This window comes from Cupriavidus consociatus, from assembly GCF_017814975.1.
In the GTDB taxonomy this organism is placed as follows: Bacteria; Pseudomonadota; Gammaproteobacteria; order Burkholderiales; family Burkholderiaceae; genus Cupriavidus; species Cupriavidus consociatus.
In genome coordinates this window covers 6,802-26,578 of sequence record NZ_JAGIQA010000027.1, presented here as the reverse complement: position 1 = coordinate 26,578, position 19,777 = coordinate 6,802, and the positions used below count along the sequence as shown (strand labels likewise).

At 62.4% G+C, this 19,777-nt stretch carries 17 protein-coding genes; 13 read left to right on the top strand and 4 right to left on the bottom strand.

The features are described 5' to 3' along the window. Positions 1–16 precede the first annotated feature (16 nt). From kdsA to J8I82_RS28850, 9 genes are all read left to right on the top strand, one after another. The gene (kdsA, locus tag J8I82_RS28890; RefSeq protein WP_209762617.1) at positions 17–859 is read left to right on the top strand and encodes a 3-deoxy-8-phosphooctulonate synthase; all 843 of its coding nucleotides are present in this window, start codon (positions 17–19) and stop codon (positions 857–859) included. 13 nt (positions 860–872) lie between these two features. Beyond that, positions 873–2,162, top strand: a complete 1,290-nt coding sequence (gene kdsB / locus J8I82_RS28885) for a 3-deoxy-manno-octulosonate cytidylyltransferase (protein ID WP_284183207.1) — start codon at positions 873–875, stop codon at positions 2,160–2,162. A 60-nt stretch (positions 2,163–2,222) separates the two neighbouring features. Next, the gene (locus J8I82_RS28880) at positions 2,223–3,185 is read left to right on the top strand and encodes a KpsF/GutQ family sugar-phosphate isomerase (protein WP_209762615.1); all 963 of its coding nucleotides are present in this window, start codon (positions 2,223–2,225) and stop codon (positions 3,183–3,185) included. Beyond that, a complete protein-coding gene (locus J8I82_RS28875; RefSeq protein WP_245180226.1) occupies positions 3,154–5,289 on the top strand; it encodes a capsule polysaccharide biogenesis protein in 2,136 nt (711 codons plus the stop codon). The genes J8I82_RS28880 and J8I82_RS28875 overlap by 32 nt, the downstream gene beginning before the upstream one ends. A 65-nt stretch (positions 5,290–5,354) precedes the next feature. Then, on the top strand, positions 5,355–6,770 hold the full coding sequence (locus J8I82_RS28870) for a capsule polysaccharide biogenesis protein (RefSeq protein ID WP_209762612.1): 1,416 nt from the start codon (positions 5,355–5,357) through the stop codon (positions 6,768–6,770). Between the two features lie 385 nt (positions 6,771–7,155). Then, on the top strand, positions 7,156–7,602 hold the full coding sequence (locus J8I82_RS28865; RefSeq protein ID WP_245180225.1) for a hypothetical protein: 447 nt from the start codon (positions 7,156–7,158) through the stop codon (positions 7,600–7,602). 44 nt (positions 7,603–7,646) lie between these two features. Further along, positions 7,647–8,777, top strand: a complete 1,131-nt coding sequence (locus tag J8I82_RS28860; RefSeq protein ID WP_284183206.1) for a hypothetical protein — start codon at positions 7,647–7,649, stop codon at positions 8,775–8,777. A gap of 16 nt (positions 8,778–8,793) precedes the next feature. Further along, entirely contained in the window at positions 8,794–10,155 is a 1,362-nt protein-coding gene (locus J8I82_RS28855) for a cytochrome P450 (RefSeq protein ID WP_209762607.1), read from the top strand. A gap of 696 nt (positions 10,156–10,851) precedes the next feature. Continuing rightward, positions 10,852–11,721 (top strand): hypothetical protein, encoded by an 870-nt coding sequence (locus J8I82_RS28850; protein WP_209762604.1) that lies wholly within the window; start codon positions 10,852–10,854, stop codon positions 11,719–11,721. A gap of 63 nt (positions 11,722–11,784) precedes the next feature. Here J8I82_RS28850 and J8I82_RS28845 read toward each other — a convergent pair whose 3' ends face one another. Then, positions 11,785–12,870, bottom strand: a complete 1,086-nt coding sequence (locus J8I82_RS28845) for a hypothetical protein (RefSeq protein ID WP_209762601.1) — start codon at positions 12,868–12,870, stop codon at positions 11,785–11,787. A 198-nt stretch (positions 12,871–13,068) separates the two neighbouring features. Between J8I82_RS28845 and J8I82_RS28840 the strand changes: the two genes are divergently transcribed. The 4 genes from J8I82_RS28840 to alaC all read left to right on the top strand — a co-directional run bounded on the left by J8I82_RS28840 (position 13,069) and on the right by alaC (position 16,480). Next, positions 13,069–13,767 (top strand): PadR family transcriptional regulator, encoded by a 699-nt coding sequence (locus J8I82_RS28840; protein WP_209762598.1) that lies wholly within the window; start codon positions 13,069–13,071, stop codon positions 13,765–13,767. Positions 13,768–13,849: 82 nt separating this feature from the next. Continuing rightward, complete coding sequence (locus J8I82_RS28835; protein WP_209762595.1) at positions 13,850–14,677, top strand: siderophore-interacting protein; 828 nt, start codon at positions 13,850–13,852, stop codon at positions 14,675–14,677. 78 nt (positions 14,678–14,755) lie between these two features. Continuing rightward, positions 14,756–15,148: a hypothetical protein gene (locus J8I82_RS28830; protein ID WP_209762591.1), complete on the top strand. Its 393-nt coding sequence runs from the start codon at positions 14,756–14,758 to the stop codon at positions 15,146–15,148. Between the two features lie 120 nt (positions 15,149–15,268). Beyond that, on the top strand, positions 15,269–16,480 hold the full coding sequence (gene alaC / locus J8I82_RS28825) for an alanine transaminase (protein WP_209762588.1): 1,212 nt from the start codon (positions 15,269–15,271) through the stop codon (positions 16,478–16,480). A gap of 51 nt (positions 16,481–16,531) precedes the next feature. Here the strand turns inward: alaC and J8I82_RS28820 are convergent, their stop codons facing one another. From J8I82_RS28820 to mmsB, 3 genes are read right to left on the bottom strand one after another with little or no spacing between them, the layout of a single operon-like run. Beyond that, complete coding sequence (locus J8I82_RS28820) at positions 16,532–17,677, bottom strand: enoyl-CoA hydratase/isomerase family protein (protein WP_209762585.1); 1,146 nt, start codon at positions 17,675–17,677, stop codon at positions 16,532–16,534. A 9-nt stretch (positions 17,678–17,686) separates the two neighbouring features. After that, positions 17,687–18,457: an enoyl-CoA hydratase gene (locus J8I82_RS28815; protein ID WP_209762582.1), complete on the bottom strand. Its 771-nt coding sequence runs from the start codon at positions 18,455–18,457 to the stop codon at positions 17,687–17,689. Continuing rightward, entirely contained in the window at positions 18,454–19,359 is a 906-nt protein-coding gene (gene mmsB / locus J8I82_RS28810) for a 3-hydroxyisobutyrate dehydrogenase (protein ID WP_029049551.1), read from the bottom strand. The genes J8I82_RS28815 and mmsB overlap by 4 nt, the downstream gene beginning before the upstream one ends. Positions 19,360–19,777 lie beyond the last annotated feature (418 nt).

Sequence of the window (19,777 nt, the reverse complement as noted above, 5' to 3'; positions counted from 1 at the left end):
TTTTTATTGAAATTCAATGCTTAAGATCGCGAACACGATTCATGTCGGGAACCAGATGCCTATGGTTCTTTTCGGGGGTATCAATGTGCTCGAATCTACCGAGCTCGCACTTCGCTCCTGCGAGGAGTACGCTCGGGTAACGGCGAAATTCGAGATGCCATTAGTCTTCAAGGCAAGCTTTGATAAGGCGAATCGCTCGTCAATTCATTCCTATCGTGGTCCGGGCCTAGAGGTTGGTCTGAAGATATTGAAAGAGGTGAAGGCTAAGTTTGGGATGCCGGTGATAACAGATGTCCACGAACCTTGGCAGGCTGAGTCCGTCGCTGAGGTTGTGGACGTACTGCAACTCCCCGCCTTCCTGGCCCGCCAAACAGATCTCGTTGTCGCCCTTGCCAAGACTGGCAAGCCGGTGAACATCAAGAAGCCGCAATTCCTGAGCCCCTCGCAGGTCGTGAACATCGTCGAGAAGTTCAAGGAAGCTGGTAATGACCAGCTGATCCTATGCGATCGTGGCACGTGCTTTGGCTACGACAACCTTGTCGTCGACATGCTTGGCTTTGGCGTGATGAAGAAAGTAACGAACGATATGCCGATCATCTTCGACGTGACCCACGCCCTCCAGCAGCGCGATCCCGGTGGCGCAGCATCGGGTGGACGCCGGCAGCAAGTTGCGGAACTGGCGCGTTCGGGTATGGCCGTTGGCCTGGCCGGCCTGTTTCTCGAAGCGCACCCCGATCCGGCCAATGCCAGGTGCGATGGGCCCAGTGCCTTGCCACTCGACAAGTTGGAGCCGTTCCTTGCGCAAGTAAAGGCGATCGACGACCTTGTGAAGTCGCTGCCACCGTTGAACATCGATTGATGGAGCTGATCTCGTGTTGAGCGGGGAAAAGGATCGAGTCGCCATCGTTATTCCGGCACGCTATGGATCAACGCGCCTGCCGGGAAAGCCGCTTGCGGATATTCTGGGCAAGCCTATGGTTCAGCACGTCTACGAACGTGCGTGCCAGGTGTCGGGTGTTCATGCCGTCTTGGTAGCCACCGACGATGCACGCGTGGCAGAGGTGGTGAAAGGCTTTGGCGGCCAGTGTGTCATGACCTCGCCTGACCATCCATCGGGCACGGATCGTCTCGCGGAAGTGATGGCGCACGTGCCTGCGGATGTCTACATCAATCTGCAGGGCGATGAGCCGCTGGTTCGGCCCGAGGACATTGCCAGGCTGGCCGCGGGCATGCGCGACGACGCATCGGTGCAGGTCGGTACGCTCTGCCACGGCATCGATGGAGACGAGGCGATCAACCCGAATACAGTGAAAGTTGTCCTGGCCTCGAACGGCGATGCGCTGTATTTCAGCCGGTCGCCTATCCCATACCCGCGGGATGCGGAGGCGGCCACGTACCTCAAGCACGTGGGCGTGTACGCGTATCGCCGCGAGGTACTGGCGGCGTACGCGGAGTTGCCCCAGCCGATGGTCGAGCAGGCAGAGAAGCTCGAGCAACTGCGATTGCTGGCAGCAGGCATGCGTATTCGTGCGTTCGAGGTTGCCCCTACCGGCCCGGGCGTGGATACGCCAGAGTGTCTTGCGCGCGTGCGGGCGCTAATGGCGGGAGAGCAACCCGAATTGCCGCCCTCGCTGGCCGATGTTCGTCTTGTGATCACCGACGTGGATGGCGTGCTGACCGACGGAGGCATCTACTACGACGCGACCGGTGAGTGCCTGAAGCGCTTCCATGTGCGCGACGGCCTCGGTATCCGTCTGCTGGAAGAGAACGGCGTGCGCGTGGCAGTCCTGTCCGGCCGCGACTCGGAAACGTTGCGTAAACGTGTGGCTGACCTTGGCGTCTCGCTTTTCCAGTTTGGTGTCAAGGACAAGTTTGCCGCTTGCCGCGCACTGATGGCTCAGGCGGACGTAGGGCCCGAGCAAACCGCTTGTATCGGCGACGATAGCATCGACCTGCCCGCCTTTGCCGCATGCGGTCTGTCGTACGCGGTCGCGGATTCGGCCAGCTATGTGAAGGCGCGTGCGACGCGTGTGCTGTCGACCGCTGGTGGAGAGGGTGCGTTCCGTGAACTGGCTGATGCCATTCTTCTTGCGCAAGGGAAGGCGCAGGTTTTTGGTACGGCCGAGGGTTTTGCCACGGTGATGTCTGGCGTCGCGCAATAGTCGAAGCCCTACTGACAAGTAGAAACGAACAGAAACAAAAACAAGCAGGGAATGAGAGAAATGACTGGGGTCATTACATTGGCACGCAATGTCGTTGCCGCGGAAATGCAGGCACTCGATCGCATGTCGAGCCGTATCGACGCAGCCTTTGAGAAGGCGATCGACATTATCCTGGGTGCCCGCGGCCGGGTGGTTGTCGTCGGCATGGGCAAGTCGGGCCTGATCGGCAAGAAGATCGCTGCCACCATGGCATCGACCGGAACGCCGGCATTTTCCGTGCACCCGGGCGAAGCATTCCACGGCGACCTGGGCATGATCAAGCCCATCGATGTGGTGCTGATGATCTCCAACAGCGGAGAAACGGAAGAGCTGATCCGTATTCTGCCGTTCTTGAAGCATCAGAAGAACCCGGTGATCGCGATGACGGGAAAGGTCAGTTCAACATTGGCCAGGCATAGTGATGTTGTGCTGGATATCTCGGTCGAACGGGAAGCCTGCAACAACAACCTTGCGCCCACCAGTTCGACAACGGCAACGCTGGTTATGGGCGATGCCCTTGCCGTTGTGCTCTCCGTGAACCGTGATTTCCAGCCGGAAGATTTCGCGCGTTTTCACCCCGGTGGGAGCCTGGGACGGCGTCTGCTGACTCGGGTCGCCGACGTAATGCACAAGGAAAATCTGCCGATCTGCAAGCCGGAAGCTTCTTTCCGCGATGTGGTGCATGTCATCAACCGCGGCCGTCTTGGTATGGCATTGGTGATGGAGGGCGACACGCTCCATGGTGTCGTCACGGACGGAGATGTCCGCCGCGCGTTCGATTCGGATTGCGACTACAAAGCGATCCGCGCCAAACAAATCATGTCGACCGACCCGAAGCTGGCTTCCCCCGATGAGCGCTTTGCCGACGCGGAAGCGCGGATCCATGCAGCGCGGATTGGGGCACTGGTAGTCAAGGATGATTCGGGGCGCGTAGTCGGCATCCTGCAGATTCATGACCTGGGGACCGATGAGCCTTCCGTCTGAGGGTGCCATCGGCATTCTTTCCCACGGCATTCGCCGCATTGAACACCTCTCCGCCTTTCTTGGCGAAGCGGTGATTGCGGTGCATCCGCTGCAGGGTGAACGTGCGCCGCTCACAGGCATTGCTGCCTGGGGGCGGCGGCCGACCGCACGCAAGGCGCAAGTGTTCGCTCGCTCGCGCGGCATCAAGCGCTTCCTGTGCCTGGAGGATGGATTCCTGCGATCGCTGCATCCGGGGGCGTCGTCGCAGACTTGCTCGCTGGTCGTGGATGACCTTGGCATCTATTACGATGCATCGGGGCCGTCCCGGCTTGAGGCCATGGTCTCCATGCCCGTCACGCAAATGGAGCGGGCAAGGGCGCAACGTCTGATTGAGCGTTGGCGTGCGGGCAGAATTTCCAAGTACAACTATGCGCCGGCGTCTGCAAAGTTGCCGGCGGAGCCGTACGTCCTGGTTATCGACCAGACCGCCAACGATGCCTCTGTCCAGTTTGGCATGGCTGGTGGCAGCAGCTTCCGGCGCATGCTGGAGTCTGCGCTGTCGAATTACCCGGACTGCCAGATCGTTGTCAAGGAACACCCCGAGGTCGCACTCGGACGCAAGCGGGGCTATCTTGGCAGCATTCTCGACGTGGGCAATTATCCGCGCGTGGTGCGGTTGCAGGAGGACGTACACGTCGTTCCGCTGATTCGGCAGGCGCGGGCGGTGTTTGTTGTCACATCGCAAGTGGGCTTCGAAGCTCTCCTTCACGGCAAGACCGTACATACCTTCGGTATGCCGTTCTACGCTGGCTGGGGACTGACCAACGACGATCTGCCGGGGCCGTCCAGGCGTCATCCGGTATCGCTGGAGCAACTGGCATTTGCTGCCCTGGTCCGGTACACGCGCTATGTCCTGCCGTATTCCGGCAAACGCTGCGAGGCGGAAGATGCGATCGACTATCTGGCGTTGCAACGCCGGATGCGCCAGCAGTTCCCTGCGCAATTGCATGCGGTCGGATTTTCGCGCTGGAAGCGCCCGATCCTGCGGGATTTCCTGCAAGGGAACGAGATTGTCTTTCATCGGAACCTGGGCGCGGTTCCCCACGGCACGACCGTTGTGCGTTGGGGCCGGACGATCGACACGTCAACTCGCCCCGACCTTTCCGTGATTACCGTGGAGGATGGCTTCCTGCGTTCTGTCGGATTGGGCGCACAGCTGATCCGGCCACTGTCGTGGGTGTTCGACCGCACCGGCATTTACTACGACGCAACCAGGGAGTCCGACCTGGAGCAGTTGTTGGCGAGTGCGGAATTCGATGCCGAAACGCGTTCCCGCGCAGCGCGCCTCCGGGAATCGATCGTCAGCGCTGGCCTGACCAAGTACAACGTTGGTGCGGGAACCTGGAGCCGTCCGGCGGCGGTCCGCAAAGTCATCCTGGTCGCAGGTCAGGTGGAAGCGGATGCTTCTCTCCGGTTCGGAGCCCCCGGCATCCGCACCAATCGCGCGCTGCTTGAGGCTGTACGCGCAGAAGCGCCAGATGCCTACATCGTCTACAAGCCGCATCCGGATGTCATGACCGGTTTGCGCGGAGACCGCAATGCCGAGTCCGGGCTGGCGGCGCTTTGCGACGAAGTCGTGTCCGATTGCCCCATGGATCGTTTGATCGCGGCTGTCGACAGCGTGCACGTGCTGACTTCGCTGGCGGGGTTCGAGGCCCTGTTGCGTGGCAAGCCAGTCACGACGCACGGTGCGCCGTTCTACGCTGGCTGGGGCTTGACCGACGACAGGTGCGAAATGCCTCGTCGGCGCCGCCAGCTTTCGCTCGATATGCTCGTGGCGGGAACGCTGATCCTGTATCCGCGCTACGTTTTGCGCAATGCGCGAGACAGCTTTGCCACTCCCGAGCAGGCGGTTGACCACATGTTGTCGTGGCGCAATGAGTCGCCAACGACGGGTGCGCGATTGTTGCAACGCTGGATGCAGCCCATGCTCAGGCCATGGACTCGCTGGCGCGATGCGGCCGCGGATGGCGAAACGCGGCGGAGCAGAAGTCACGGCGGAGCCGGGCAGGCCCAGGGCGATAGTGGCGGACGGCACCGGTCTGTACCTGCGCCAGAACAATAGGGCGGCAACGGGCAAGAATCAAAAAAGGCATTGGCGGAAAACAAGCGCAGCGTGAGGGTCGGGAAATGTTGTCGTTCAGGAAGACAGCTGGAAGCATTGATATACCGAATCTGACGAGAGTCAGCCGGGATACGGCTTCACAGGATGTTGCAGCGCCGGTCGGGACCGAGCAGGCAAGCATCGACCAGATTGCCAGGCATCGGCGCATCCTTCTACTGCAAGGGCCGAACGGACCGTTCTTCTCACGTCTCCGCGACCTGCTTGTCGCCAAAGGTAGCAAGGTCACCAAAGTCAATTTCAACGGTGGGGACGATTTCTTCTACCGGGCGGGCGATGTTGTCCGCTTCACGCAGCCGATGGTGCTGTGGGAGTCGTTCCTGCGCGACTTGCTGGCGCAGCGTCGTATCGATGCGGTCGTCGTGTTCGGAACCAGCCGGCGTCAGCATCGGATTGCCGCTCGGGTGGCGGCAGCGCTGGGCATCGCCTTCTGGGCCTTCGAGGAGGGCTATGTGCGGCCGGACTACATCACGCTGGAGCGCGGTGGTGTCAATGCCGATTCTCCGATCGCACCGTTGGCGACGGGAGACGTCCCGAAGGTGGCTGGGCCTGCCAGGCCCCGCAAGTTCCGGCACCCATTCCGGAAGATGGCGCTGCACTCGTTCTGGTACTTTGCCGGCGGTATGGCTGACGCACGCCGCTATCCGCATTACCGGCATCACAAACCGATCGGCTTGCATGAACTGGGCCGGTGGATTCGGGCGGCATTTCGCAAGCAACTCTACCGCTGGCAGGAACGAGATCTTCGCGAGCTGCTACTGGCAAGCGAGCATCCCCATTTTTTTCTGGCGCCGCTGCAGGTCTACAACGACAGCCAGATCCGCGTGCATAGCCCATGGCGGCGTATTGAGGACTTTATCGAGTGGACGGTTTTTTCGTTCGCTGCTCATGCGCCGGCCGACAGCGTACTCGTGTTCAAACATCACCCGATGGATCGCGGGCATATGGACTACGCTGCAACCATCGACGCATGCGCTGCACGTTTTGGTGCGAGCGGACGCATTCTTTATATTCACGATGCGCACCTGCCATCACTGCTGCATCGTTGCATGGGCCTTGTGACCGTCAACTCGACCACGGGGCTGCAAGCCTTGTTTCACCGAGTACCCGTCATTGCACTTGGCCGCTGTTTCTACGCCAAACCGGGATTGACGTATCAGGGGCCGCTGGATGCCTTCTGGAACGATCCGGGCGCGGTGGACATGAAAATCTTTACACGGTTCCGGAATTACCTGATCCGTGTCTCGCAGATCAATTCGTCGTTTTATGCCGACGACATGCTGGTGCCGGTTCCAGAGCGGCAATGCTGGAGTATGCGGCGGCGCCTGGGCCGCGTGCTTTTTGCCGTAGGGCTGGTCACAGCGGATGCCTATAGCGGACGAGTGTGGGACGTCACGGCCACCGTAGCCGCACTACTCGGGTAGGCAGCTTCGCTTGTCTGCACTGCGCCCGCGCTTAAATATGCTCATCCTCCAAATCCTTGGCGGCGGATTCAACGACGGCTACGGCCAGGGAAACAACAGACAGAAAAACAAGACTGATGGTCAGCATGCTAGTCCTTTATCGAGCCGGCACGGCTATTGGTTATTCAACGGCCGACAGGACCCTGGTACAAATAGGAGGAAACCCGCATGTGCGTGGTTGTCTGGTATGGACGGTTGCATCGAACCGGGCGCAGCCACGTGTGAGTCGGGGCCAACCCTGTGTTTCAAAACTACAACATGCAAACCGTAACGCCGTCTCGCGTGATTACTCCGCTGGCTGACACACCGATATAGCGGTCGTCTCTCGTTATACTAGGGGGCTGGCTTGCCAGCGCGCCTGCTGCCCTTTCGACACAGCAGGCTGGCTGACTGGCCTGCCACAGCCGCCCCCACCCCAATCGCCCCAATCATCAACCTCGCCCCCGCAGTCATGAGAGAACGCATCGCCGGCTTTCTGCTGATGATCTTTATTGTCCCGCTAGCCGTCCTCGGATACCTGCTGATCGTCTACATCGGCTTCTTCGGCAAGACCGAACGTGGCCGTGCCGGCGTGCGTGCATTGGATCATTTCGTCAACGCCACACTGCTCAACGGCTATGCCTGGGAGTCAGTGTCGTCGCACGCCTGGCGCGAGCAGCACCGCTGGTGGGCGCGCTTCATCATCTGGTTCACTGACAAGTTCCAGCAGGACCATTGCCGCCGTGCCAACAAGCGTGAGCAGCCAATCGTGGACCTGGTTCTGAAGAAAAAACTGCATCACCGGACGCAATGATGGGTGCAATGGTTCAGCAGACGGCTGCACCAGTCGCGTCGGACGTGAAGCGTCGCAAGGTCTATTACGTCAGCGGTTTTGACCCTCGCGGCGCGGCCTACTATCACCGCTTGTATCGTGAGGAATCGGCCAGGCAAGCGGTCCACCATGGCGGCGAGGTTTCCGTCGGCAAGCGGTTGCGGCTGGGTGAGCATGTGAGTGCCTGGAGCGTGGATGGGGAGTGGGATGGCCATGCGGTGTCCACGCAATACCAGTTCCTGCATTGGGACGATCTGGTGCGCAGACATTGGGAATCCAGCTTGCCCAGATTGGTGTTCTCGACGTTGGGCAGGTATGCGCGCTATATCGGATGTGGCGCATTTGGCCGGCTCAGCAAGACATTCCGCGGGCCTTTCTACAGTGCCCTGTATCCGCTGATTTTCCTGTTGCTGCTGGTGCTGCTGTCGGCAGCTTGTGGTGTCGGGGTCAAGGCGATGCTGTCGGCCGCAGGCGGCAATGCGTGGTTCGCTCTGGCGGGAGGAGTTGCTGCGGCCGCCGCGCTGTTTAGTGGTGGCATTGCGCTGGCGAACCGGCTGGCGGTGTTCTGGCTGCTGCAGATCTATCGCTTCGTGCAGGGATGGGGCGAGCGGGAGCCGGAGGATATCAAGGCACGAATCGATACCTTTGCTGACTGGATCCGGAAGGACCTGGAGGCATCGGACTGCGATGAAGCATTGGTGGTTGGCCACAGCGTCGGCTCGATCGTCAGCGTCGCGCTGGCAGCAAGGCTGACGGATGCGCTGGCGCCCGCTCAGCGTCGCCGCGTGACGCTGATCACCCTCGGCCAGTGCATTCCGCTGCTCAGCCTGATGCCTTCGGCCAAGCCCTTCCATCAGGACCTGAAGCGTCTTGCCGAAGACCGCGACATGCAGTGGCTCGACATGAACGCGCGTGCCGATTCCCTGTGTTTCTCGCAAGCGAATCCGCTCGACATTTCCGGCATCAAAGGCGCCAAGGCCGGCCGCCCGATCCAGCAGGTGGTGCGCCCCTTCCGCATGTTCAGCAAGCAGGAATACGCACGCATGAAGCGCAGCAAGCAGCGCCTGCATTTCCAGTACCTGATGGCAAGCGCCTTGCCGAACGAGTACGACTATTTCCGGATGACGGCCGGTCCGAGCCGCGTCCAGCCTTATTGATTTCGCCTCCATTGCAATGAATTTCCAGCCGCCTTACCCCAAGCCGCATACGCGCAAGAGTTCGTTCCTGTTGCGCTTCCTGCGTGGCTGGAATTCGTGGATTGACGTGCTGTTCGAGCGCAGCTATTCGATGAAGATGGGCAAGATCTCGCAACCCGGCATGGACATCTTCATGGTGAACGATGCCGACTGGGTGCGGAAAATCCTGGGCGATACGCATGCGTATCCCAAGCACAAGCTGATGCACCGGATGCTGGAGCCGCTGCTGGGCACCAGTATTTTTACGACCAACGGCAAGGTGTGGGAGCGGCAGCGCCGGCTGGTGGAGCCGGCGTTCGCGCAGGCGCGGCTGAAGCTGGTGTTTTCGCTGATGGCCGATTCGGTGGCGGGGATGACCCGGCGGCTGGATGCGGTGGCGGACGGGCGGTCGTATGAGGTGGACGGCGAGATGACTTACGTGACCGCCGACATCATTTTCCGGACGATCCTGTCGGAGAACCTGGAGGAGTCCGCGGCGAAGGAGATCTACGACGCGTTCCTGGAGTTCCAGCATCACGCGCAGCGGGCAATGATCCTGATGATCTATCGGCTGCCTCCGGTGATCTCTGCGTGGAAGAGCAAGCGCGCGGCCAGGAAGATCCGTGTGATCCTGTCGGAGATCATTGCGCGGCGACTGGCGGAGCGAGACGGCGGGCAGGGCAGCGCAAAGCAGGACATCCTGGCCGGCATGATGGACGCGGTCGATCCGGTCAACGGCGACCGTTTCACCTATGAAGAGCTGGTGGACCAGGTGTGCATGCTGTTCCTGGCCGGCCACGAGACGTCGGCCAGTGCGCTGACGTGGGCGCTTTACCTGATCTCGCAATGCCCGCACCTGCAGGACAAGATGCTTGCGGAGATCCGGGAAGCGGTTGGTGAGCGCGACTTCGAGCTGAGCGATATCAAGAGCCTGCCGGCGGTCGGCAATGTGTTCCGCGAGACGCTGCGGCTGTATCCGCCGGTCGGGTTCTTCGTGCGCGAGGCGGCGCAGTCGCAATGCATCCGCGACAAGTCGGTGAAGGAGGGTTCGCCGATCCTGATTTCGCCGTGGCTGTTGCATCGGCACCGTACGCTGTGGGAACGCCCGGACGAGTTCGATCCCGACCGCTTCGATACGCAGGCCGGCAAGGAGTCGTCGAAGTGCGCGTATATCCCGTTCAGCAAGGGGCCGCGCGTATGCATAGGCGCGGCCTACGCCACGCAGGAAGCGGTGCTGATCCTCGCCAGCATCGTGCGCCGTTATCGTGTCGAAGCGGACCCCAGTCATGTGCCGAACGTGGTCGGACGCGTGACGATCCGGTCCGGCAACGGCGTCCGGGTCCGATTGCATCGCCGCTGAGTCGCGCAGTTTTGCAAGATGATTTCCAGAACTAAAAGATTTCGGGGTACTGACCGATATTGGGCAAAAGCTAGTCGGTCCGGTAGCTGCGATCGGCGCGGCAACTCAAAAATAGGAGCATGAACTTTTCAAAGACGATCGGGGACAGATCGCCGTAGTGAGGCAGACAGATTGATGAATGGTTTCGCTATCGGCATCCGGCTTGCGCATACTTGTTAGATGTTGCATTTCCGTCTTTCCGGCAGCACATAGATTGGCGCTGCGGTGGTTAACGACATAGGAAGACAGGCCTTGGGATCTCTCTATTCCTTCTGCACTTTTCGAACCTATTCAAGCTCGGTGATACAATCTTGGGTCTTTCCGGGGAATATCCATTTCCTTAGGTAAGCTTGGCCTTATGCAAGGAATGAATGGTCGCAATAGGAGGCTCCCCTTATGAAGGCCTTGGTAATACAAGAGTTCTGGCCCCTGAAAACATTAAGGATTACGATTGTAGGGGCATTCTTGTGTTAATCGGATATCATTTATGATATGTGACGATGTGCCATGTCTTGAACTCGGATGATTCGGCATCGATAGGCGCGGCGACGATACTGCCTGTTTTGATGGTTTTCATGTTGAAATTTGTTGTAATATGCTTTATGCCATCGAAGAAATGGCGGGTGGCTAATCTATAGTCCGCAGAGGCTTGCTGATATGAAATGGGATTCGAAATACGTTCGGGAAAAGTATAAAGTACACATGCTGGGTCAGCATGGTATCTACTTTCCATGCGAAAATGCGAAACGTCTAGTGGTTTTATTTTCGTCTATGGGAAAGGACCGGTATGACCGATACAGTTGGTTTTGGCAGGAGGAAGAGCGCTGGGCCGAAACGGCTTATCTATTTTTGAAAGATGACTCGTTTAACTACTTCCTCGGTAATGACGAGAAGCCTCTGACACAGTCTTTCCGAAAGATTATCCTGCACCATATGACGCTGGCAAGTGTCAAGGAAGACCGGGTCTTCACCGTCGGGGGTTCGATGGGTGGCTATGCGGCGATCTACTACGCCAGCCTGATGCAGTTGAATGGAGCGATCGTGTCCAATCCGCAACTGGACTATGCCAGCACGCGCGCCCATAGTTTTTCAAATTGGGAACGGCAGATCAGGCAGGTCGGCTCTCAATGGTATGACCTTGGAGAGTTCATTTTCAAGTGGCCACGGATTCCGAATATATACATCGAGTATGGAAATTATCGCGCAGATCGGCTTGCTGCGGAAAAATTTATCGATGCCGCTCTTGAGGGGCCTAGTCTAGTTATAGCTCGTAAGGCCGATTGGGATGGGCATACCGTGGATAGCTTGTCAAAGACAACCATCGAGAGTTCCATTTGTTTTTTTGAGAATCACGGCTTTGGCGAAGTGCGACAGCGTCCGGATGCCGCTGTAAGTCAGCCTGAGAAGCTAATGACAAAGAGCGTGATCGTGCAAGAGGCTCCACGCCAAGATCATACTATTGAAGGCGTCGCCAGAGCGGGCCAGCACGAATCCGCCGAAAATGACGAATCAATGGGTGCCTTGTAGTTGCACGGAGCTGTGGACGGCCGCCTGCATCGCCGCTAGCCGGCGCGCCGCCAGAACCGGCCGCTAGAACCCGCTGATGCGCAACCCGATCGAGAACAACGCAAATGACCGGTCCAGCTTGCTCGCCGTGACCGGGTTGTAGAGCATCGGCACATATCCCATCAGGCTGTTCTGCACGCCCTGGCCGCGCACGAATACGTCGACGTAGCGGTTGATCGCGTACGACGCCTGCAGCAGGATGGTCTGGTTGAACTGCGACTTGGGCGCGCCATAGGCCGTGTAGCGGTCGTCCAGTTCACGGAAGAAGTACTGCGCGTGGTAACCGGCCACCAGGCTCCACGCGCCATAGCGCCACCGCCATGAGCCGCCGGCGCCGATGAATGCGCCGTCGTCGTTGAAGCCATCGCCCGCGTCCAGGCCGATCTGCCCGGCGTTCATGCGAAAGCCCCCATTGGAGATGGTGGCGCGGCCGACCCGGCACGGCGCCGCCAGCGTGCCGAGAGCCATGTTGTCGGAGCCGACCCTGACGTTGTACAGGCAAGAGCCCTGTTTCAGCGTGCCCTGGATATCGCCGGCGCGAACCCAACTGTAGCCGGCGCTGAGGAAGCCTGTCAGGAAGTGGTTGGTCCAGGGCTGGCCTGTGTAGATCACGTCGGCCTGCACCTGTGTATCGTTCGGGTGCGCGATGGTGAAATCGCTGAACTTGCCGGACGAGGCGGAGCCACTCTTGCTCAGGCTGCCGGTGTAGTTGCCCCAGGCGGACAGGCGCAAGGTCAGCTTCCTCCCTGCATCGGGCGTCGTCACCAGGCCATAGCTGGTGGACGCCAGCCAGCTGTCGATGCCGGCGGAATCGTCGCCATAGGAGACGTGCCGGCGCCAGTAACCTGCCTCCAGCGACCATGCGGGCGACAGCTTGTATCCCGTGCGGAAATGCCCGCCCTGGTAATGACCGCCTCCGTCATAGGCCGCTTCCGCGAAAAACCCCCGCGCTGCCGGAACCACCGGTTCCGCGCTCAGCAGCGCATCCTCCATGGCGCCGTGCGCCATTCCCCATGACGCCAGCATCATGGCGCCGAGACAGATTGCAGTGAGCCTGCGCTGCGTGTTGGCGCCCATGTTGTCTCCCCGGTAGGACTTGTTGTTGTTCAATCCATCTCTGTTCGGGCGCCGCGGCGTCTGTCGCGCTGCTTGGCGTTAAATGAATGTTGGAAAGCGGAGCGGGGATAAACAACCTGGGTTGGTGCGGTAAGGCACGCAACCGGGCTGCAAACGTGGCCATATCCGGGGTTGACTTTAGATCGTACGATATATATCGTACGATCTATCTAGCGATACATCGGAGGACTTATGCGCCACCATCATCACCATTCAAGCCACCCCCACGCCTCTCACGGCAAGGTTCGGGACGCTTTCGTGCGACTCGCTCCGCACCTCATGCGCCATGCCATGGGCCGAGGTGGCGCCGGCTTCTGGGGCAACCGGGACGACGACGGCTTCGGCGGCGACGGCCCCGGCGGCTTCGACAACGAAGGCTGGCGCCGTGGCCGCAAGTTCAGCGCCGACGACCTGCAACTGCTGCTGCTGAGCCTGCTCGACGAAAAACCCAGCCACGGCTACGAGCTGATCAAGGCGCTGGAGACGCGCACCAACGGCTTCTACAAGCCGAGTCCCGGCGTGGTCTATCCCGCGCTGACCTATCTGGAAGAGGTCGGCTACGCCACGGTCGACACCGAAGGCAACAAGAAGCGCTACCAGTTGTCTGAAACCGGCAAGGCGCATCTCGCCGCGAACCGCGAGCGTGTCGATGTGATGGTGGCCAAGCTGCGTCACGTCGCCCGCAAGATGGAATGGATGCGCCGGGCCATGAGCGGCGAGCCGCAGCCGGAGCCGGAGCAGGGCGGCTGGGTGCCTGAACTGATGCAGGCGCGTGCCGCCATCAAACGCGCGATGGTGATGCGCAGCGAAGCCGGCGCCGACGAGCAGCGCCGCATTGCCGCGATCCTGATGCGCGCGGTGGCCGAAATCGAAGCCGGGCCCAGGGCCTGATACGCCGGTGGCGCTGACGCTGGCATCCGTCATCGGCATCCGGACCCGGCCAGTGTCGGGTCCGCAACCAAGGAATACCTCAATGACTGCAAACGCTCCTGAATCCAATCGCGATCTGTCCGTGCAGCGCGTGCGCCATCCGCTGAAGATGCGCCTGCTGCAAGTGGTGCGCACCACGCAGGTCACGCCGCAATTGCTGCGCGTCACGCTGGGCGGCGCGGGGCTGGAAGACTTTGTCTCGGCCTCGTTCGATGACCACGTGAAGGTGTTTTTCCCCGTGGACGGTGCCGACAAGCCGGTGTTGCCGCAGGTGGGCCCCGACGGCATCAGCTTCCCCGAAGGCCAGCCGCGTCCGGCCGCGCGCGACTATACGCCGCGCCGCTACGACGCTGCCGCGCAGGAGCTGGATATCGAGTTCGTGCTGCATGGCGATGGCCCTGCGTCGACCTGGGCGGCGCAGGCGCGGCCGGGCCAGTACCTGGGCGTGGGCGGGCCGCGCGGCTCGTTCGTGGTGCCGACGGGCTTCGACTGGCATCTGCTGGTCGGCGACGATACTGCGCTGCCCGCAGTAGGCCGCCGCCTGGAAGAGCTGGGCGCGGAGTCGCGCGCCATCGTCGTCATGGAAGTGGGCGATGCGGCCGCGCAGATCGCGCTGCCGAGCCGGGCCACTGTGGAGGTGCGCTGGCTGCATCGCGGCGATGCGCCGGAGGGCAGCCTGCTGGAAGCGGCGCTGCGCCAGGTCACGTTGCCGCAGGGCGAAGGCTATGTCTGGGCGGCGGGAGAAGCTGCCGCGATGAAGGCGGTGCGCCAGTACCTGGTCGGCGAGCGTGGCATCGACAAGAAGCGCATTCGCGCCTCGGCCTACTGGAAGCGCGGCGACGCGGCAGTGCACGAGACGCTGGACGACTGAGCCACGGCGGCGGCATGGTGTACGCGGGCGCAGCGTTGCCATAAGATGGCAGGCAACGTCACCGCCGGGAGGACTGCCGTGCTGCCCGCATCCAAGCCGTTGCGCATCATCGCCGCTTCTGCGGCATCCGTTGCCATCCTGGCCGCCTGTGCGCCGGACGCCGTGCGCAGCCGCCAGGCCACCGACTTCAATGCGTATCTCGATTCGCTGCGGACCGCGTGCCCGAACATGATGGTCGGGACGAACAATATCAGCGAGTGGCTGCGCACCAGCGGCAGCCGCAGCGACGACGACTACGTCTACTGGCTGGACCAGACCTCGCGCCTGTACTACCAGCGCATCTCTGCGCAGCAGTACCGCGATTCGGTCAGCGCGGCGCTGGGCGGGCGCTCCGATTCTCCCGCGCTGGACTGCATCGTGCGCCATCTGCCCGCGAAGCGGCCGACAGGTCTGCCGGGAGGCAGGCTCTAGGCATCTGCACACGCCGGTTGTGCAACGGCCGCATCCCCGCTAACATAAGTTCCCGGCAGCTGAGACAGCAGTTGCCAGCGTCGCTCGGACGGTTCCGGGCGCTTACGTAAAGGACTCCACATGACTGCCGCTTCCTCCGGCAAGCGCCGCTTCGCGCGCATCGATCGTCTTCCCCCGTACGTTTTCAATATCACCGCCGAGCTCAAGATGGCCGCCCGCCGCCGTGGCGAGGACATCATCGACATGAGCATGGGCAACCCGGATGGCGCCACGCCGGCGCATATCGTGGCCAAGCTCACCGAGGCGGCGCAGCGGCCCGACACGCATGGGTATTCCGCATCGAAGGGCATTCCGCGGCTGCGGCGCGCGATCTCGCACTGGTACCGCGAGCGCTATGACGTCGAGATCGACCCGGATACCGAGGCGATCGTCACCATCGGCTCGAAGGAAGGCCTGGCGCACCTGATGCTGGCCACGCTGGACCGAGGCGACACGGTGCTGGTGCCTGATCCCAGCTATCCGATCCATATCTACGGCGCGGTGATTGCAGGGGCGGATATCCGTTCGGTGCCGCTGGTGCCGGGCATCGATTTCTTTGCCGAGCTGGAACGCGCGATCCGGGGCAGCTATCCCAAGCCGAAGATGATCGTGCTGGGCTTCCCGTCAAATCCGACCGCGCAATGCGTCGAACTTGATTTCTTCGAGCGTGTGATCGCGCTGGCGCGCAAGCACGATATCTTCGTCGTGCATGACCTGGCGTATGCGGACATTGTCTTCGACGGCTATCAGGCGCCTTCGATCATGCAGGTGCCGGGTGCCAAGGACATCGCGGTGGAGTTCTTCACGCTGTCCAAGAGCTACAACATGGCGGGCTGGCGCATCGGTTTCATGGTCGGCAACCCGGACCTGGTGGCGGCGCTCACGCGCATCAAGAGCTATCACGACTACGGCACTTTCACGCCGGTGCAGATCGCGGCGATTGCCGCGCTGGAAGGCGACCAGCAATGCGTGCGCGAGATTGCCGCGCAATACCAGTCGCGCCGTGACGTGCTGGCCAAGGGGCTGATCGAGGCAGGCTGGCCGGTCGAGATCCCGAAGGCGTCAATGTATATCTGGGCGCGAATCCCGGAGCCATACCGCGCGCTGGGCTCGCTGGAGTTCGCCAAGGAGTTGCTGGCAAAGGCCAGGGTATCCGTGTCGCCGGGTATCGGTTTTGGCGACTACGGCGACGAGTACGTGCGCTTTGCGCTGATCGAGAACGAATCGCGCATCCGGCAGGCGGTGCGGGGCATCAAGGCGATGTTCCGCGCGGACGGGCTGGTCAAGGCCTGATGGCGAGGTGACCTGCGCCCCGGATGCGGCGCAGGTCCTGGCTTGATGCGTTCAGGCCGGAAGGACCAGCGGCAATGGCTGTTCGCCAGGCGCCCACCATGGCTGGAACAGTGCCTGCACATCTTCCGGCGCCACAGCCTCATAACTGGTGGTGCGCCAGCGCGGCGCGTTGTCCTTGTCGACGATCAGCGCGCGCACGCCTTCGATGAAATCCCCTTGCGAGAAGGTGTTGACCACCACCGCCAGCTCCATGCGGAAACAGTCGGCGAGGTCCATGCGCCGGCCGCGCAGCAGCAGTTCACGTGTCGCACAAGCCGACAGCGGCGAGCGCGTACGCAGCACGTCGATGGTGCGCGTGGCCCACGCGGTGTAGCGCGGGTCGTCCTGGCACGCCAGGCCGGCCAGGATGTCCGGCAGGGTGGCATGCGCGGGGAAATGGCGCAGCAGCGCGGGCAGCACCTCTAGCAGCGGTGCGTCGGCGGCGCCTGTCGCGGGTTCGTGCACCAGTGCCTGGCGCAGGTCGGCGAGCACGTCACTACCCCAGGCGATGCCGGCCAGTGTTTGCTCGAGCCCGGCCAGCGTGCCGCTGTCGACGGCGGCATCGGCCAGGCCGCACAGCAGCGCGTCGGCGGCGCCGATGGTGACGCCGGTCAGGCCGAGATACAGCGCCAGCTGCACCGGCAGCTTCGACAGGAAATGGCTGGCGCCGACATCCGGCACCAGGCCGATGCCGGTCTCGGGCATGGCCACGCGCGAGCGCTCGGTGACGATGCGCAGGTGCGCGGCCTGCGCCAGGCCCATGCCGCCGCCCATGACGACGCCATCCATCAGCGCCACCAGCGGCTTGGGATAGCGGTGCAGGCGGTAGTCAAGCGTGTATTCGTCGATAAAGAAGCGGCGGTGCAGCGGCGTGCCGTCGCGGTAGCTGTCGTACAAGGCGCGGATATCGCCGCCGGCGCAGAACGCCTTGGGACCGGCACCGCGCAGCACCACGGCGCGGATGGCGTCGTCATGCGCCCAGGCTTCGAGCTGAGTGCCCAGCGCGACGATCATCGGGTAAGACAGCGCATTGAGCTGGCGCGGCCGGTTCAGCGTGGCAATGCCGACGCCGTTGATGACATCGAACAGGGCCTCGGGCTCGGCGTCATCCTGCGTGCCGGCACTACGCGGCGAGATAGCCGATTCGGTCAGGCGCATGGCAGGCTCCTAGGCGTTGCGCCATTGCGGCGCGCGTTTCTCGAGGAAGGCATTGACGCCTTCGCGCTGGTCGGCGCCGTCGAACAGGTCGACAAAGCGCTCGCGCTCCAGCGCCAGCGCGGCCTGGCGCGGCACGCCCTGGCGTGCCAGGTGCACCAGCTGCTTGCTGTAGGCGGCGGCGCGCGGGCTGACCTTGCCGGCGCGTTGCGCCATTTCCAGCGCGGTGGCCAGCGCCTGTCCGCGCGGCACCACTTGTTCGACCAGGCCGATGCGCAGCGCGGTGGCCGCGTCGACGCGTTCGTTGGTCAGGATCATGCGCTTGGCCCAGCCTTCGCCGACCAGCCACGGCAGCGTCTGCGTGCCGCAGCCGCACGGCAGCAGGCCGACGGCGGCTTCGGGCAGCGCCATCTGCGCGTGTTCCTCGGCGAAGCGGATATCGCAGGCGAGTGCGCATTCCAGGCCGCCACCCATGGCATAGCCGTTGATGGCGGCGATGACCACGGGGCGCGCATTCTGCAGGGCTTCGAAGGCGCTGCCGAATTGCTGCGCCATCGCGCGCGCATGAGCACGGTCGCCGTCAGCGAAGCCGTTCAGGTCGGCGCCCGCGCTGAAGAATTTCTCTCCGGCGCCGGTCACGACAACGGCGCGGATCTCGGGGTTGGCATCGATCTTGGCCACCAGGTCGCGCAGCTGCTGCAGGCCATCGGCGGTAAAGGCGTTGGCGGGCGGGCGGCTTAGCGTCAGCGTGGCGACGTGGCCATCCAATGCAAATTCGATCATGGCTGGCGCTCCTTGTCGGTGGCGGACAGGTATTGGCGGATCACGCCGGAGAAATCGAGCTGGCCTTCGCCGGCGTGGCTCATGGCCTGGTAGACCTGCTGAGCCAGCGCGCCGAGGAACAGCGGCTGCTTCACGCTGCGCGCGGCATCGGCGGCCAGGCCCAGGTCCTTGAGCATCAGGTCGGCGCCGAAGCCGCCGCTGTAGCCACGTCCGGCCGGGGCGGTTTCGATCACACCGGGCCACGGGTTGCAGGTATCGGAGGCCCAGCAGCGTCCGGTCGAGGTGTTGACGATGCCGGCCAGCACATTGGCGTCGATGCCCAGCTTCACGCCCAGCGCCATGGCTTCCGACACGCCGATCATCGAGATGCCGAGAATCAGGTTGTTGCAGATCTTGGCGACCTGGCCGGTGCCGGTGCCGCCGCAATGGACCAGGTTGCGGCCCATGCCGGCCAGCACCGGGCGCACCTGCTCGAACAGCGCTTCGGTGGCGCCGACCATGAAGGTCAGCGTGCCGGCCTGCGCGCCGACGGTGCCGCCGGAAACGGGGGCGTCGGCCAGCGCATTGCCCTGGGCCTGCGCGGCGGCGGCCAGTTCGCGCACGGTGGCCGGATCGATGGTGCTGGAATCGACCAGCGGCACGCCGGGGCGCACGCCGGCGAGCACGCCGTCTTCGCCAAGGTAGGCGCTGCGCACGTGCGCGGCGGCGGGCAGCATGGTGATGACGAAATCAGCTTCCGCCACGGCCTTGCGCGCGGTATCGGCGCTGGCGGCGCCCTCGGCGCACAGCGCGGCGACGGTGGCGGCATTGAGGTCGAACACGGTCAGGGTATGGCCGGCCTTGAGCAGGTTGCGCGCCATGGGCGCGCCCATGTTGCCCAGGCCGATGAAGGCGATATGCATGGGGTGTCTCCTTCCTAATAAGTCCCAAATCCCACTTGTTTTCTCCCCTCTCCCGCTCGCGGGAGAGGGTCGGGGGAGAGGGCGAGGGTGTCAATGGCTACAGCGTCAGATCAGTTTTGCATGCGGTTGGGTGCCGGTGGTTTTGCGGGGCGGCTCGGGTACTGCAGGCGCTGGCCCTCACCCCCGGCCCCTCTCCCGCAAGCGGGAGAGGGGAGCAAACCGGCGGAAGGTCTAGGCGCTGCGGCCCTTGCTTCAGCATGGGGTCTCCTTCTCGATAAGTCCCAAATCCCACTTGTTTTCTCCCCTCTCCCGCTCGCGGGAGAGGGTCGGGGGTGAGGGCAAGGGTGTCAATGGCTACAGCGTCAGATCAGTTTTGCATGCGGTTGGGTGCCGGTGGTTTTGCGGGGCGGCTCGGGTA